We start from the raw sequence: 15,510 nt of genomic DNA, 5'->3' as shown, positions 1-15,510 counted from the left end.
AGTCCCACAAAGTTTAATCAAGCCAAACCCTTATCTAGGATTAACCATCTTAATAGAAAAGCAAAAATCTTATTGGCAAGTCATGAAAGTTGTTAAGTAAGAAAACTTTGTTTGCGCTCTTGCTTAACCATTGAAATGTTGCCTATCCGTTACTGCACCACTTCCCGTACCCGCAACCGCACTGCAAACCCCTGTGGTTGTCGCTGTATACCTTCTACTAATGGGTAAACCTGTAAAAACCCAAGTTCCATAGGTTCCGCGACCAAACTCAATATTGCTGACTTCAACTCTCTTCTTGCATGCGATCGCACCACAAGCAAAACTGATACACCCTGCTTAAAGGCATCTTCTACCTGTTCGCGCCAGTCGGGATCGTGTAGAGAAACTGTGCGTTCATCCATTTGTATCACAGCTAGCAAAAGTTCTCTATCGGCATCGGGAAGTACAGCAAAGGGATTGTAAGCAGATAAGGCACGCGATCGCACGCTATTACCCCTTGCCCACAACAGCCCATAAATGACTTGGAATCGCCAGTAGGGGTTAGCTTCTACCAAACCAAGATGCCACAATGCGTTATCTAATTGGTCATCATCACTAACAACATAGGCAAACACTCGCGCATCAATCTCAATGCCTAACCTTTCTTCTTCCTGATGCCACAACCGAATCAAATCTAGCAGCAATTTGTCAGTTTCCTGGTTACTCCCCGGACGCAAAACCCTGGCATTAATTGCAGTCATCACCGGATGCGTTATCAATACTCCTTGGGCAGATAGAACTTTGCGGAAATAGACACTTGCCTGTTTTAGCTCACTATATCCCTCTGCCGATCGCACGCTTGCCATTGCCTCAACAACTTCAGCACTGGTTTCAGTCAACTCTAGTAACTGGGTGAGTTCAGTGTCCACAATCTCAAAATCTGACGGTTCCAAAGCAGTTTGCACCAAACGGAAGAAATTAGCTGGATCGGCTGCATAGCGCCGCACAATCTCCTCAATGACTCCGCCACCACCGATAGTAGATTCAGTAATCCAGATTTCTTCCACCCCCTCTGGTACAGTGGGTGCATCTGCAGGACGGGGATCGGCATCAATATCCAGAAGCAAATCTTGCATATCAAATTGAGGACACAATTGCCCACAGGCATCCAGCAGCGCCCCTCCTAGTGTTGCCTTGAAGCGGGAAGCACAAAAGTTCTGCCACTCCTCATCTGGTTCTGACCACAGCACTGGAGCGATGTCATTTAAAATACTTTGTATGTCATCAGTGTTGCAAAGTGCTAACAGGGTGTCATGAACCCGTTGTCGCCTTGGTGTCGGGTCTAATTCTGACTCTTCCACATTCAATGTCTGAAAGATATTACCCAGAACCCTTGCCATTTCCTGACCAATATTGTCACGGGAAAGCGCTGCAAAAGCTTCAGGTAGAGAAACTTGCTGTACTAAAGCACGAGTAGTCAGCATTGATACATATATCTGATAAAGCCAATCCCGTTGAAAGATATTGGTTAATACACATAATCTGGTATCGGTCAAAACTCGATACCGGAAGTACGCCGTGCGAACTCCCCTCTCTGCCGATGGTGAGAGATGAGGCGTAAGGTGACGAAAGCGAAACACCAGACCATCAACCACTTGGGCAAACCCGACACCAACGGGGCTTCTATCCTGTTGCTGGGTAAAGTGAATTGTGGTATCTAATTCCTGACCATCTTGGAAGCGGATGTTGGCGTGGGATGCGATGGCGAACCTTCGCACCTCAATTGGGGATTGTTGAGTATGGGTGAAACAACAAACTTCTGTAATAATTTGACTCCAGGCAGAACCATGAGGTAAATCCAGTTTGATGCCTGCATCTGGTGGTATAATTTGGTTACGCCATTCTAACTGAGCATTGGATGTAATAGCAATATCACCCGGAACTTGCGTCGCATGAATTGCCCAAGGACGAATACAGCGAATATCAACAACTTGTCCGTCCCGCCAAAGCTGAAAATTCCCTAACTCTTCAAACTCCATACAGTAGTCTTCCACTGGTAAATCTTGTTCTGCCTGCTGCAAGTTGAGTGGGCTAACCCAGTGTGTAGCATGAATGTGTTGCACTCCAAATCTGCGTGTTGCCCTTCCTGGAGCAAAGGTTTTTAGGGCTTGCACAATTGGCATTGAGTTAACATCTTCCTCGCTATTACGTGTTTGTGCTGGTGTAGTGATTGTTACCTCAGGTAAAAGCAAGTCGCTGAATAAGTTTGCAGGGACAAAATCTGGTAGGGGTGTGAAGGAAAGCTGATAGTCATCGTCTAATTCCTCTGGAGGGATGGGAATTCGCTTCCATCCAGACTCCAAGCGACGTAATAAGGTGGGAAGTACTGCCATCATCAACGACCTAGGGGGTTCCCACATAATTGCCTCAACTTCATCTTGAGTCAAGTGCAGCGCGGATTGTAAGTATGCTTTTAGGTTCGATTGCCCTTTTTCCGTTTCTAAAATATTCTCAATCAGTTTCATTTCTTGTTGCTGACGAGTGCGTGCATAGAAAGACGGACTCGCAAAATCATTCCATACACTCCCTTTTGGTACAATAGTGCTTAATTGTTGGGCTATCCAGTCCATGAACGCAAAAACTGCTTGGATGCGGATAACGTAGCGGTTGGCAATGGGTAGGGAACGCTTTTCCAGAACTGGGCTAAACAACATATCATAGCCTTGGTAAGCTATGCGATCGCGCCCGTAATCAGAAAGGACTACCACAGTCCAAGGTCGCATAGTTCGGCGTCGTCCTGCGCGTCCCTTCCTTTGAAGAAAGGATGCCATGTCTCGTGGGGCTTTGTGCTGAATAACACCTCCAACATTTGGGTCATTAAATCCTACTTCCAAAGATGCAGTAGCAACAATTATGTCTGAATTTTGGTCAACTCCTGTATCCTGAGAGCTGGTACGCCCAATTTGCAAAGGGATTTGCAGCTCGTGACCAATTTCTTCGCACATACGCCAAGATTGACCGACTGTAAAGCGTTCCCGGCTATTTGCCAAACCATGCCTTCGTAATGCTGCTAATGGTTCCCGTTGTGGCAAAGGACGCCCCCAACTATCGCGACCTTCTGCATCTAAAAGGTTATGGAATAAGCGGTTGGTTACATCCAAATCATCAGTGAAGGTGAAAACACGAGAACCATACATACCAATACTGGGAGGGTTATTAGATGGATCTAGCACCCGCCGCAAAAGCATTGCGCTTTGTATACTTGTAGACAACAAACTTGTTCCCGATACTGGGTCGCCCCGGAGAACCAACTGATACTCCATCCCCTCTGCCAACAGGTTTTCTCCTGGCGAAATTTCTTCCACCACAGCAAAGGAAAGACCGATGAGTTCGGCAAAAAATTCCGGTGCATTTTCCAAAGTTGCTGAAAGACCTGTAAAATCAACTTTTGTACCTATTACCTTCTGCCAACGTCGCAATAGGTAAGCAACTTGCGCCCCATGTATTCCTGCATAAGTATGAACCTCATCCAACAACACCATTTGTGGCGGTTTAGCAGCCCTAATGCCAAAAACATGACCGTATTGCGAGTCTCCCATTGACCGATTTAACATTTCTGTGGTGGTAAAAACCAAGTCAGGGAGAGTTTTCGCCATGCGATCGCGTGTCAGAATGACCTCATCATCCTGAACGATTGCACCACAGGATTGGTTTAGACAAACAAGTTTTTCTTTACCCGCCTGCAAATCCTCCCGTTGCCAGGAAAGTAAACCCTCGCACCTAGGGCACCGCAAGTAAGGACAAGTAAACCCTCCAAATTCAGATTGCCATTTTTTCTCCACATCTTTCAAGTTTCTGGGAGTTAGTCCAAAAAATGCACCAATGAGAATTTTGCGGTTTCTTTCCCCCATGAGAACATTATCAAGACGACGTGCTTCAGTATAGGTTTCAGAAAACTGATCTTTTAGTAGTTCGTTGCGGGGATAAATAGCGAGTCCCTTGCTCCAATATTCGTTTTTTTTAAGTAACCCCACAATATGGGTTAATGCTGGTAAATAAAATGCTAAGGTTTTCCCTGTACCAGTTCCCGCACAAACAATTATCCCACGGCTTTTGGTACTATTTAGATTTTGCAGCATTCGACTTGTAGCGCGTAACTGAAAATCTGCTAAGTGCAATTCACCTCGGTTAGAGGAACAAAGTATTGCTGACACCGCCTTTAGCACAACAGGATTTAGCAGTTTTTCTGTTTCCAGCCTTTCCAGCACTTTTGCAGGAGAAAGGTGGCGTTTTGGATAAACTCTAGGACGCATTTGAAAACGATAATCAGCAACGAGAGTTGGGGCAGTTTGCCAATGATTGTTAGGAAAAAGTTGACGAAGGCGAGCAAACAATCTCACCGCTTCTGTCATTCGAGTGCGGTAAATAAGGTTACCTCTAAGGTTAAATTCAAACAGCAAACGCCGTTCGAGAGTTTGCTCTAAGAAATCCCAAACATCCTCATCTACTTCATATTTGTTCAAAAATTCTTCAGCAATGACTTCAATTTCCGCTTTGGAAAATCCACCGTCAACTATTCCCCATACAAGCAGTTGGACTTCCTGACGCTCTAAAGAATCCAAAAATTCTCTAATGACTATATCCCTCTTAGTGCTCACCTTATTCACCCTTTATAAACATTTTAAGTAAAACGAATTTTTAAAGCATCAGAAATACCGTGTTGGTTAATCCAATTCATAACCTCTGGAGTCAGAAGATTAAGCGATGCGCCTTGATTGGCGGCTGCTTTAAGTAATTCCAAAACAGATTGTGGTATGTCATCAGAACTGAGGCTGTTCCAGTATAATTTGAGTTCTTCAATTTTCTGTTCATATATCTCAAATTCAGCATTATTTTTGGGAAAAACAACTTTATTTAATTCTCCTTCAAGAATCCGGAATTGTTGAACTGTTTTCCTAAATGTATCAATTCTAGATAACAGATTAAGCGTTTCATGACTGGGTTTGGGGATATTTTGTTGAATTAAGTATCTTTTCCAAGCATCGCCTAGTTGCTGTTCTAAGGTAGTTTTTAAGCTTTCTCTTCTCAATTTCAAATTATTGCCATTAAAATTTTGGTTAATCCACTCAGGATTTTCTTTAAATTTTGCTTCTGCTTCAACAACAATTTTTATGAGAGCATCTGCTGTTTGTTTGACATCAAAATCTGTAATACCTCTTTGACGAAAAGCTTTTAATGCTTCAACAAGAGGTTTTATAGCTGTAACAGCATCTGCAATTTGCTTCTGTCTTGACTTAAATTCTTTAAGATTAGTTGCAGAGGTTTGCAGATTTTTTCTCTTTTGACATAAATTGACAAGCTGCTGTGTTTTGTCTACAAGCATTACAACTCTCCTTTGATTTCATGAATGAGACTCCGCAAGTCAGCCAGTCCGTCTGAAATTGCATTGTGAGTAGATTCTACTGTTAGACCACCTGATTGTTCTAAATCAGCAATACACTTTTGTGCCTCAAAAAGCGAAGCATCAAGAAAATGATTAGTATCTTTGAGGAATGCTGAACCATCTGTCATGACTTTTTGATGATTCTCGCTAAGATAGCGTAGCAGCTTTCTTGAAGGGGTTTCTGAATCGCTATTTTCTGTTTTGAGGCGTTGCATTGATTTCATATAACTAGAAATTGCAAGATTATTAAACTGTTTTAATAACTCTGCCATTTCAGTGAATTCTTTCCCACGAAATCCACCTACATCTTGTGCTTTATCCATTGCCTGTTTTACAGCTTCAATAACATCCTTTTTCTTAGGGTTTTCTCCTAATTCCGAGATGAGAACCTGGTAGGAATTTAGTTGACGTTCGCATTCTTCCTCTATGGCTTTTTCTAATAGCTCATTGACTTGTTGACGCGCCTTATCAATGTCTGAAAACTCACCGCTAATATCTTTTGGGATTTCACACTGGGGTTGCCAGAAGTGACTAATTTGTTTTAGGGGTTCTAGAATTTGAACTGCATCAATAATTTGAAATTGATTAGAACTCCCTTTGGTACAAGCGATGCGACTTTTAACAATTTCTAACAGTGGTACGCGATATTTTTTGAGAGATTCAAACAGTTTTTTCCAACTAGATGCACGATTAGCATCGTTATTATTATCTATCTCCAAAAACAAAGAATTAATCAAATTCTCTAGAGAATCAGTTGGGTGTCCCGCCATTGTGGCTGTTATCGCTAGCAATTCCACGGCGGCTGGTACTGGGTTCCACGCTTCCCCAGACTCGCGAGGATAGCGGCGAATTCCATCTAAAACGTACTGACTCCATTTTTCGAGATATTTACTGTATAGGCGGAAATAGCGATCGCCATCGGGGAATTTCCAGTTTTTGTAGTACTTGTATTGTATGATACCTTGAAAGGCGATCGCGGTTTCTCTGAACTCATCAGAATTATCGGGGTTTAGAGGAAGCTTTAATTTTACCCCAGCTATAGTTTCTCGTGTAACCTTGGGACTGTGAAAGACAATATTTTTTTGCTTAAAATATTTGCTACCACTACTAGCAAATTCTTTCTCTAGTAATATTTCACTGTCCCATTCAATTCTTTGAACAATCGCAGGAAATATAAAGTCACGCAAATTTTGAGCTATATCTTGAGATAAATCTCCTTGGTTATTCCAATTGTCAAGTTTTTTCAGCTTTTCTATCAATGGATTTGATATTTCAATTTCCTGACTATCACTAATAGATTTAGAAGAAATTTGATATTTACTTGATTTTTCTTTTGAAGATTCATCGCGTCTTTTAAGCTGATAAATATTTGTTTGTGTTCCTTTTGTATTGTAAGTTTTCACATTCAAACTAGGTAAATTAAAAGCTGTGTGGACTTCAGCAGGTAAATCACAAAGGACATTGCTATCAGTCCACAACTCTATAAGTGTTGTGCGTCGGTCATAATTTTTGGAATCTTTAGCTTTAATATCTCCTTGAAGCATAGCACCCAGACGAATTCTGCCAAAATGTTCGCGTAAATTGACTCCCGGAAAACATCCTTGTTTTATGTCATCACATCCATTTTCCAGTGTGTATTTCAAAACATCTTTAATTAGAATTCGGGGATTAAAATTTTCTGGATTGACTCGACCAAGCATCTGTTTTATAGCTATGTCTGTGAATGGATATAAACCCATACCATTAACTTCCCCAAACCCTGTGTGACAAGCTTGGCGGTGTACGCATTCAGTACATGCACTTACCAGCAGTTCGCTTTGAGAATTTTCTTCTTCATCATGAGAATTTGCCCAATTTAAAATGACCTCTTCTTCTAAGCGAACCGCATTGAGATATCTAGCAACAAAGTGTTGAATATCATCTTGACTAATTAAAGATTGGTCTACTTTTCCAATATCAAGAGTTACACTAAAGGTAACGCGCTGTTGGACTGTATCAATTAAACTTTGAAAATAACCCGTAGTACAAGCTAAGGCGGTACGGATAGAACACAAGGGTTTACGTCCCGGTTGTTCTGGTCTTGCTAAAACTGCTTCTAATACTTCGCGGTCGATACCTTGCAACTTGGCAAAATCTTCGATCAGCAAAACTAACTCTATGTCTTGTTCTGCCAAAGTCTCGCGCACATCAGTCATTAATTTTTGCAAGTCTTCTTGACCCAAATTTAAAACTTGGATAATAGCTTCGTCTAAATGATCGTTCAACCAATCTACAGTTGCCTTTTTGATATTTTCGTTACTTATAAGAAACCTGTAAAACTCTTTTGCTTGTTGTCCAGCTTTTTTTAAGTCTAAAAGGTTGAGAGGCAAATCATCAATTGAAAACTGCCGCCTTTCTTCAACAATTTCGACTGTATCTCGTTGTCCCAAAATATGGATCGTCAAGCGATGAATAATGCCATTATCTTTCAGCCAATGTTCGCGGAAAAATGGATCGTATAGCAGCGAATCAAGTTCCTCAACTAAATGATTTTGTTCTTCGGTAAGTTGGGTTGTATCTCTATTTCCATTTTTACCTACAGCTACTGCCAGTTGATTGAGTAGCTGCTCTCGTGCTTGTCTATCGGTTAAGGTGTTAGTTGCTTGACTGAGACGTTGACGATACTTATCAAACTTTTCTCCCTCCATTCCCTCCAGGATTAAACCAATAATATCTTTCAGATTAGTACCAATCTTAGGAATTAATAAAACCTTCCGTTTGTCTGTAGATTTGATGTTAGCTGCTAACCAACGAATCAAGTGAGATTTACCTGTACCTGAAGTGCCTAAAACTGGTACAAAAGCAAAATCTTTTTCCGCCAGAAAATCTTTAAGAAATTGTTGCTCATCATATTTAATCTGTGAAGATGAACCAATCAACTCCTGGCGATACATAGTGATAGGATGGTGAGTGGCTAAAAACAGGTGGTTTGGAGGTTGGGTAGCTTCTACGTTCATGACGTGATGCACCATATCCAAATTCCAGCACACAAAATTTTGAAAACTCATACTGCTTTTCCTTCCCAGATAATATGAGACATTCGACCATCATCATCTACTTGATTATTCGCCTTAGGCAAAATCATTAAGTCAGCATCTGACTCGCGTTTAAGCTGAATATAACCTTCATCCTGTAAACGAAACAAAGCAAAAGCTGTGCTAGTCGATAAATAATTAGGTTGACGGTAACCAATATGTTCCTCAATTGTTTCTCGAAACTGACCTGTTTCAAAAAGAGGGCATTTTTTAGCTAACCTATCAATAAATACTTGGAGGAGAATTTTTGTACCGACTTGCTCTTCAAACAAATCTTTAAGGTTCCGCTTAATATATAAACTAGGATCGGGAACAGTGACTCTTCCATCTAACGCATGACCCCAAGCTAAACCCATATAGCACATCCAATCATCCATTTGGCCAAAAAGAGCGTTATTCGACATTTTTAGTAACTCACCAACCCCTTGCTGAGTTACCTCCCGTTCTACGACTTTCCAAGTTCCATGAAATTCATATATGTCTTGTACTAAAAACCAAGCACAAACATTGCCAAAATCTCGATCATCTGTACTACCAGAAGCAAAAAAGAGGTTAGCCAGAGTATTAGGTAACAAACGATCGCCTATTTTTGGATCGCGAGCATCTTCTGGTAAATTCGGATTAATAAAAGTTTCTTCATTTTCTTCTAATAAAAGTTTTATCTTGCACATCTCGTTGAGGCTTCTGCTTAGCATTGGACGAGGGAAAGGAGCATTTTTAACCAATTCATTAGGCGACAAAATTTTTTCAATTACCTCTCTTTTCTCCCGTTGTCCTTCTACTTGTAACAAATATCTGTAAATACCTCTAATTCTGCTAGGTGTTGCCAAAGGTTCTTTAAGTACACTCATATACCAATCTCTGTACAGAATCTATCAAATTTAAATTGCCTTCCTGGAAAAATATTAATTAATTTTCGGTCAGTTCTAGTAGGATCGGGTGTATCCATAGGTAGTAAAATAATTCGGGGAGCTTGCCATTGGTGATTTATTGATAAACAGTTGTGAGAGAAGAAATTACCTAAAGCATAAAAGATTAAAGTAGGGACGTGGGGCATCGTAATCGGTTGATATTTTTCAAATAAAAAAATAAAATTATTAGAATTTTGAACCCTATCTTGAATTAAATTTTCTTGATAATTATGAGGAATTATAATATTTATAATTCCTTGTCCAATAAACCATTTAATGACTGCGTTCATTCGTCTTTTCCTACTTCTATCTTCTAAAGACTCATAAAAAATCAGCATCAATTTCTCATTGGCAAGTAACCTTTGCAATTCTTCACCAACAAAAAATTTAGGATTATGCCACACAGGAAGCGGTTGTGGCATAATTCCTGAAAAAGGTGTTCTCCTTTGTTTTCTACAAACTGGACATCCACCACAAGCACGAACAACTGTCACTCCGTTTCTTTTTTTTATTGTTTGACGTGGAGGAATTGTATAAGCTTCAGCAAATATTTCTGAAATACAAACTTTTGCTTTTAAAGCTTTTTTCATTAATTGTAAATTTTTATAACTCCAGTTTTGACGTTGCAGACGAATTGGCTCTATATCAGTTTCCCAAGTAGATTTGTCCAAATGACATTCATTTTTTATACGAATGACACGAGAACTTCTGTAAGTATCCCACGCTAGTTTATATAAATCTTCTGATTCAAAGGCTTTCCTCTGCGGAGGTTCTGCTGATTCTATCTCAATTAAACCAGCACGATTCATCAAGGTTAGTGTACGGATATTCCAAGCTGTACTTTGCTTATTTTTCATATCAATATCTTCCTCTCTGGACGAAGGAGGCGTATTGATAGGCAAGCGAAATTGTCCATTCCCAAAACTTTCTTTTCTATTAAACATACTTTGCCAACGTTCTAAACCTCTTTCGATATTAATGGGAGAATTTTCATTTAAAGATTTGGCAATCTCTAAATCTAAATCTGTATATAGCGTCAGTGATATTGATGCTTTACCGTCTCTCCCGCCTCTCCCTACTTCTTGATAGAAACGATCTATAGTTTCAGGAACACAAACATGAATAACTGCTCGTATATCTGCTTGATCCACACCTAATCCAAACGCAGATGTCGCAACAACTATATCTAATTTTTTTTCTCTCAAATTTTTAATTAATTGTAACCTTTCCTGAGAACTAGATTGACCAGTCATGACTCCACATCTTTTAAAGCCAGAACGGTTTAATTCTCTCTTCCAAGATTCAACATCTTCGCGTTTGGTCGCATAAATAATTAGCGGACGAGGAAGGTGATAAACTGCCTCCAATAGACGTTGCTTTCTGACTTCTTCTGTCTCACAATTCGAAAACCAGTAGGAAGGTTCTGAACGCAACTCTACAGCAGATATCAATTGAAATTCCCCAGGTTTCCCAAATAAGGTTTCTAAGGTATCTAAACATGATTCTGTTAAAGTGGCAGTTAGTAGTAAGGTTGTAAAAGAGGTAAGACGCAATAAATCCCTTCGTAAACCTGGAATTTCTTGGAAAGCAGGACGAAAATCATCACCCCATTGCTCTACCATGTGCGCTTCATCAATGATGAAATAACGCAGCATTCCTAACTTTGCAGCTTCATACAGGGCGGGTGCAAGGGAGTCCATTAAACTTTCAGGAGAGGTAAATATGATGCGTTGGGTTCCCGCACGAATGCGATTGCGTATTCCTTCCCGTCGCTCTTGTTCCTCCTGTGACTTATCTCCATAATAAGCGGTATCATGATTTACAAAAGGTTTAAGAGCCCGTTCTTGGTCAATTGCTAATGCAGTAGTCGGAACAACAACGACACTCACACCACTGGTTCTGGAATTCAACAAGGCAGGTAGTTGAGCGCAAAGGCTTTTTCCTGAACTAGTAGGTAAATTAATCACTAAACTTGAATTTTCAGGAGCAGTTAAAACTGCACGAATTGCTTCCCGTTGCCCAACACTGCGATAGCTTTTCCTTTGCACCAAAGACAAAAACGGATCTGGTGCTACTTCCTCGTAACTACGCCGATTTTCTTCTTTAAATACAGGCGTGTCTGGGGGATATTGCTCAGAAAGCTCTAACCATTCCGGTTGCCAAGGATGGGCATTAATGAGATAGTACTCATCATCATCATTGTCATTTAGTACCTTTATACTAAATTGTTCCCAAATACTGCGATTGGGAAAAGGAGGTTTTCGTGGAACTTTCAGCAGAGTTTGAGAACTTACACCCTGTTTTACATCTTCACGTCGCAGTATATGACGCACTAAACTAACAATGTCTCCAGACCCTGATGAGTTACCAAGTGCATCTAGTAAACGCTGATAACAAGCTTCTGAAAAATCGCTTGTATCTTCAGGGATATTACCTGTTTGTAAAATTTCGTTAAGTTCTTGAAAAGAGTCAGTCATCAATTATCTCCTTCTTCCTCAGATTGCACTGGAGGTCGTCCAGAAAGGATAATGAATCCTACAGAATCAAGTCTAATGTCTGGGTGGCGAATTCCTTTTAAAATTGCTTGGCTTAAAGCAGTTTCAATATCTACTTCCTTAGCTAATAAGGAATTGGAGATTGGCTCTGTTTCTGAAAGTCGCATTAGGCGCAGACGCAGTTGGTTGAGACGGGTTTCTAGTTTTTTTTCGGCAAGCAAGCTACGCTCTTGGCATAACTCTATAAATTCGGGACGCTTTCTGAGTAATTCTTCCGAGCTACTACGTGCTTGCCTACAAAAATTTTGCCATTGGCTAGGCGCAACAAATTGATTGAGAATTGCTAATCGACGTTTTGCCAAGTTGTAATCTCGATTAATTCCAAGGCTTTTTCCATTGTAGTTCCGGTGTAGTAGATTTAGCAGCGCCTCATCTTCCACGATGCACATAGGTTCATACCGTGCATCAATAAATACAGTCTTGACCAATGGCGGAAATAAGGCATCGGTACGTCGTTTTAGACTTTTGTATTTTGTATCGTTTAGTCTATAGTTCTGGAAAACTTCCTTAGCAGTTGCCAAATTAGACTCAACTGTGTAGTTAAAGCGAAAGCCGAACCACTCCATACCTTCGCTCTTGTCCCAAGATTCATCAGTACGCCACATGGCAAAAGCTTTACCCCGATCGTCCCATCGGATATAAGATGCTAGCGATTCTACCAATGCTTCTCCATTGCGATATATTTTAATATCTTTATTTTGATTTGCTACCCTACGGTTATAAGTTCCGGATTGCTTTAAAGGACGTGCAAATTGGCTTTGCACATGGTCTGCGGGAAGTAAAGTGTGCTTTTTCGCTATATAAAGCTTTACCTCCGACATATTTGGGTCATTAATTTGCTGGAATTGTAGAGCATCTTTGAGCCAACCTTCGATTGCTCTTTGAATTTTCTGATGATTAGCATCATAATCATCTAGCGCCTGAAAATACTCATATACGCTTTCATCCTGTGCGTCAATTTCATCAAGAACATTCTGCTCGCTAATTTTTACCTCCTCTTCAGTAATTTCCTCCTGAATAACTGCTATCAAATCTAAGAGTCCATTGGCACCAGATTGGAATAGGGTAGCTTCTAATACTGACTGTTTTTCATCAACATAAAACTGCAAACTAGCGATTGATTGCTGAAAGATACGAAACCCTTCTTTTAATAACTGATATACAGCGTTATGGGGGCTATCTGGTAAGTCTGTACCTGCAAATACCGTAAACTCAACTTTTAATGGGCGACCGATGCGATCAATTCTACCAATTCTTTGTTCTAGGCGATTTGGTGACCACGGCAGGTCAAAATGAATTGTCCAGTCCACAAATTGCAGGTTACGTCCTTCTTCTCCAGAAGGGTCACAGACGAGGATGAAGCAACTGGCGTCGTTTTTGAACTGCTTCAGATTTTGTTCCACTTGAGTGCGAGATTGCCCAAATAAATGACTAGCAACTGCGGTTTGACCAAAGTTATTCTTCAAAAACCTGACAATTTCTGCCCCTACTTGCACAAAACTCGTGAAAATTACAATTTTAGGCAGCTTGTCACCAGGTATCGGTCTGCTAATCCGCTGTTGCACCCGTTCGAGTAATTTACTGATGTTGCTGCGGAAAGATTGCAGTCCCAAAGATTGTGAAAGGTGATTTAGGATGACTATCTTTAATAGTTCCTTGCGATCGCCATCCTCTGAGGGTTGTTGAATTATTTTTAATAATGATTGCAGAATCTCTTGTTCCTCCTCAAACAAGGGGAATTCTGTCAAAATACGGACATCATCAGTACCAAATTCTCGGTTAAGTGCGGCAGAAGATTTACTGCCCAAACGTGCTGTAATTACCTGTTGTAAAATTTCTAACAAAGTACCGGAAGCTTGAAATAACAGTAGAAAAATTCGCCCGTATTCCTCTTGCTGAGGAGCAATGGTACGCCAATTATCAATGAGTTCGTGGATGGTGTAAGTGCGCTCATCAATGTCATACTCAACTTTCGGCGTTACATTACGGTCGAAGATGACATCCGCAACCCCCGCACGACGGTTACGAAGCATCCGACGATGCAAACGATAAGTTTCGCTAATGTGGATGCGAATAGCCCGGACTATTTTATTTGTGTCCGTAGCATTAGCCTGCAAGGCATTTTGTAATTCCTCTGCCAATTGCAGTACACATTTGTCTTCTGTAAACAAATTGCGAAGTTGATTCAGGCTAGTTTTCAGAACGAATGCTTTAGCCCCTTCCCTAAAAGAAAGCAAAACTCTACCAATTAAGGAACGTTTTTGCACTTTAATCCGAAAACCCTCTAAATCATCAAGGCGATAAGTGACAGGATCGAGCAGGTGCAGCATTACCAGAAAATCCTGTTCGTGATTGAGGACTGGAGTAGCGGAAAGCAAGAGCAGGCGATCGCTTTTATTTGCCAGATGTTTGCAAATCTCAAAACACCTACGCCGATTTGTTTCAGAGGATATTGCCATTGCTGCGATATGATGCGCTTCATCTATAATCAGCAAGCCAAAATCGGTATCTTGTCCCACCTGATTTACATCCTCAACTGCAAACACCTTCACTCTGTCACCAAAGTGGGAGATGTAAAATTTGTGCTCCAATTCAGTCTGCCATTGTTCCTGCAAATATTGCGGAACCAGCACTAGCGCACGTCCTGAAGGTTCATCAATTAGGTATTGGCGGAGAATTGCACCTGCTTCAATAGTCTTTCCCAGTCCAACCTCGTCTGCTAATAAGTAGCGTTGAATTGGGTCTTCCAAAACACGGCGCACAACTTCAACCTGGTGGGAGTAAAGCTTGATATTAGCCGAAATCAAACCCGTCATTCCTCGACTGATAGCACGTTGCTCAATTAGGCATTGAACTAAACTTAATCGCTTGTCGTGAAAGTAAGGGGTTTCCTGACCTTTCATGACCAGGGTTTCTATAGGGTCTGCGATAGAGAGATTGCAACGAACGAAAACATCCTGCTCCCTAGCCAACATTGTCTGGCGATCGGGTAGGTCAATTTGATACTGACAAATATCATCATCCCATTGGTAAATTCTGCCTATTGTCCAAGTTTCTTGGCTTTCATTCCAGATATAACATCGAGTCTGAGGCTGTAACCTAACAGGACGCAGTGAATTTAAGGTCAAGGATTTTTTTAGGCGTTGTGCAACGGAGTAGAAATATTCAACTGTTACTTGGGTATCAAGTATTTGAGTGACTTTTCCTATGCCTAACTTGTTATCCTGCAATCGCACTAATGAACCAGACTGTATCATATTCCTATTTCCATCAGTGCAATTGCTGAATTCATATAGAGAACTTCAAAGACAAGCTTTTCTAGGCTAATCTCTGGTATTCTGTCCCCGAACATCTTAAATCTATGAATAAGCATATTGTATATTATGGAACTTGCTAGTAGTACACCTAGGAGGATTTCATATTTTTAATATTCATTACTTATATTTCCCTAATTATAAAAAAAAATACCAGTCATGATGAATTTTTCTAATATTTGACGTGTTAAGGACTACAGGGTAGTTGAGACTAGCATTTGTTCGGAAAACTGA

General features: G+C 40.6%; 6 protein-coding genes. All 6 read right to left on the bottom strand.

Annotated elements, in window-relative coordinates; genetic code table 11:
* Positions 1 to 149 precede the first annotated feature (149 nt).
* From dpdJ to dpdE, 6 genes are read right to left on the bottom strand one after another with little or no spacing between them, the layout of a single operon-like run.
* Entirely contained in the window at positions 150 to 4,637 is a 4,488-nt protein-coding gene (gene dpdJ, locus ACKTT2_RS45915) for a protein DpdJ (RefSeq protein ID WP_407899305.1), read from the bottom strand.
* A gap of 23 nt (positions 4,638 to 4,660) precedes the next feature.
* Entirely contained in the window at positions 4,661 to 5,362 is a 702-nt protein-coding gene (locus tag ACKTT2_RS45910; RefSeq protein ID WP_407899303.1) for a hypothetical protein, read from the bottom strand.
* Positions 5,362 to 8,469, bottom strand: a complete 3,108-nt coding sequence (dpdH, locus tag ACKTT2_RS45905; RefSeq protein ID WP_407899301.1) for a protein DpdH — start codon at positions 8,467 to 8,469, stop codon at positions 5,362 to 5,364. The genes ACKTT2_RS45910 and dpdH overlap by 1 nt, the downstream gene beginning before the upstream one ends.
* Complete coding sequence (dpdG, locus tag ACKTT2_RS45900; RefSeq protein WP_407899299.1) at positions 8,466 to 9,347, bottom strand: protein DpdG; 882 nt, start codon at positions 9,345 to 9,347, stop codon at positions 8,466 to 8,468. The genes dpdH and dpdG overlap by 4 nt, the downstream gene beginning before the upstream one ends.
* On the bottom strand, positions 9,344 to 11,884 hold the full coding sequence (gene dpdF, locus ACKTT2_RS45895; RefSeq protein WP_407899296.1) for a protein DpdF: 2,541 nt from the start codon (positions 11,882 to 11,884) through the stop codon (positions 9,344 to 9,346). Before dpdF ends, dpdG begins: the two co-directional genes overlap by 4 nt.
* Positions 11,884 to 15,219, bottom strand: coding sequence for a protein DpdE (gene dpdE, locus ACKTT2_RS45890; protein ID WP_407899294.1), 3,336 nt, complete (start codon positions 15,217 to 15,219; stop codon positions 11,884 to 11,886). Before dpdE ends, dpdF begins: the two co-directional genes overlap by 1 nt.
* Positions 15,220 to 15,510: the final 291 nt, after the last annotated feature.

It is taken from the genome of Scytonema hankhaensis NUACC26 (genome assembly GCF_045865695.1).
Lineage (GTDB): Bacteria > Cyanobacteriota > Cyanobacteriia > Cyanobacteriales > Nostocaceae > Scytonema.
This window is presented reverse-complemented; position numbering and strand designations above follow the sequence as displayed.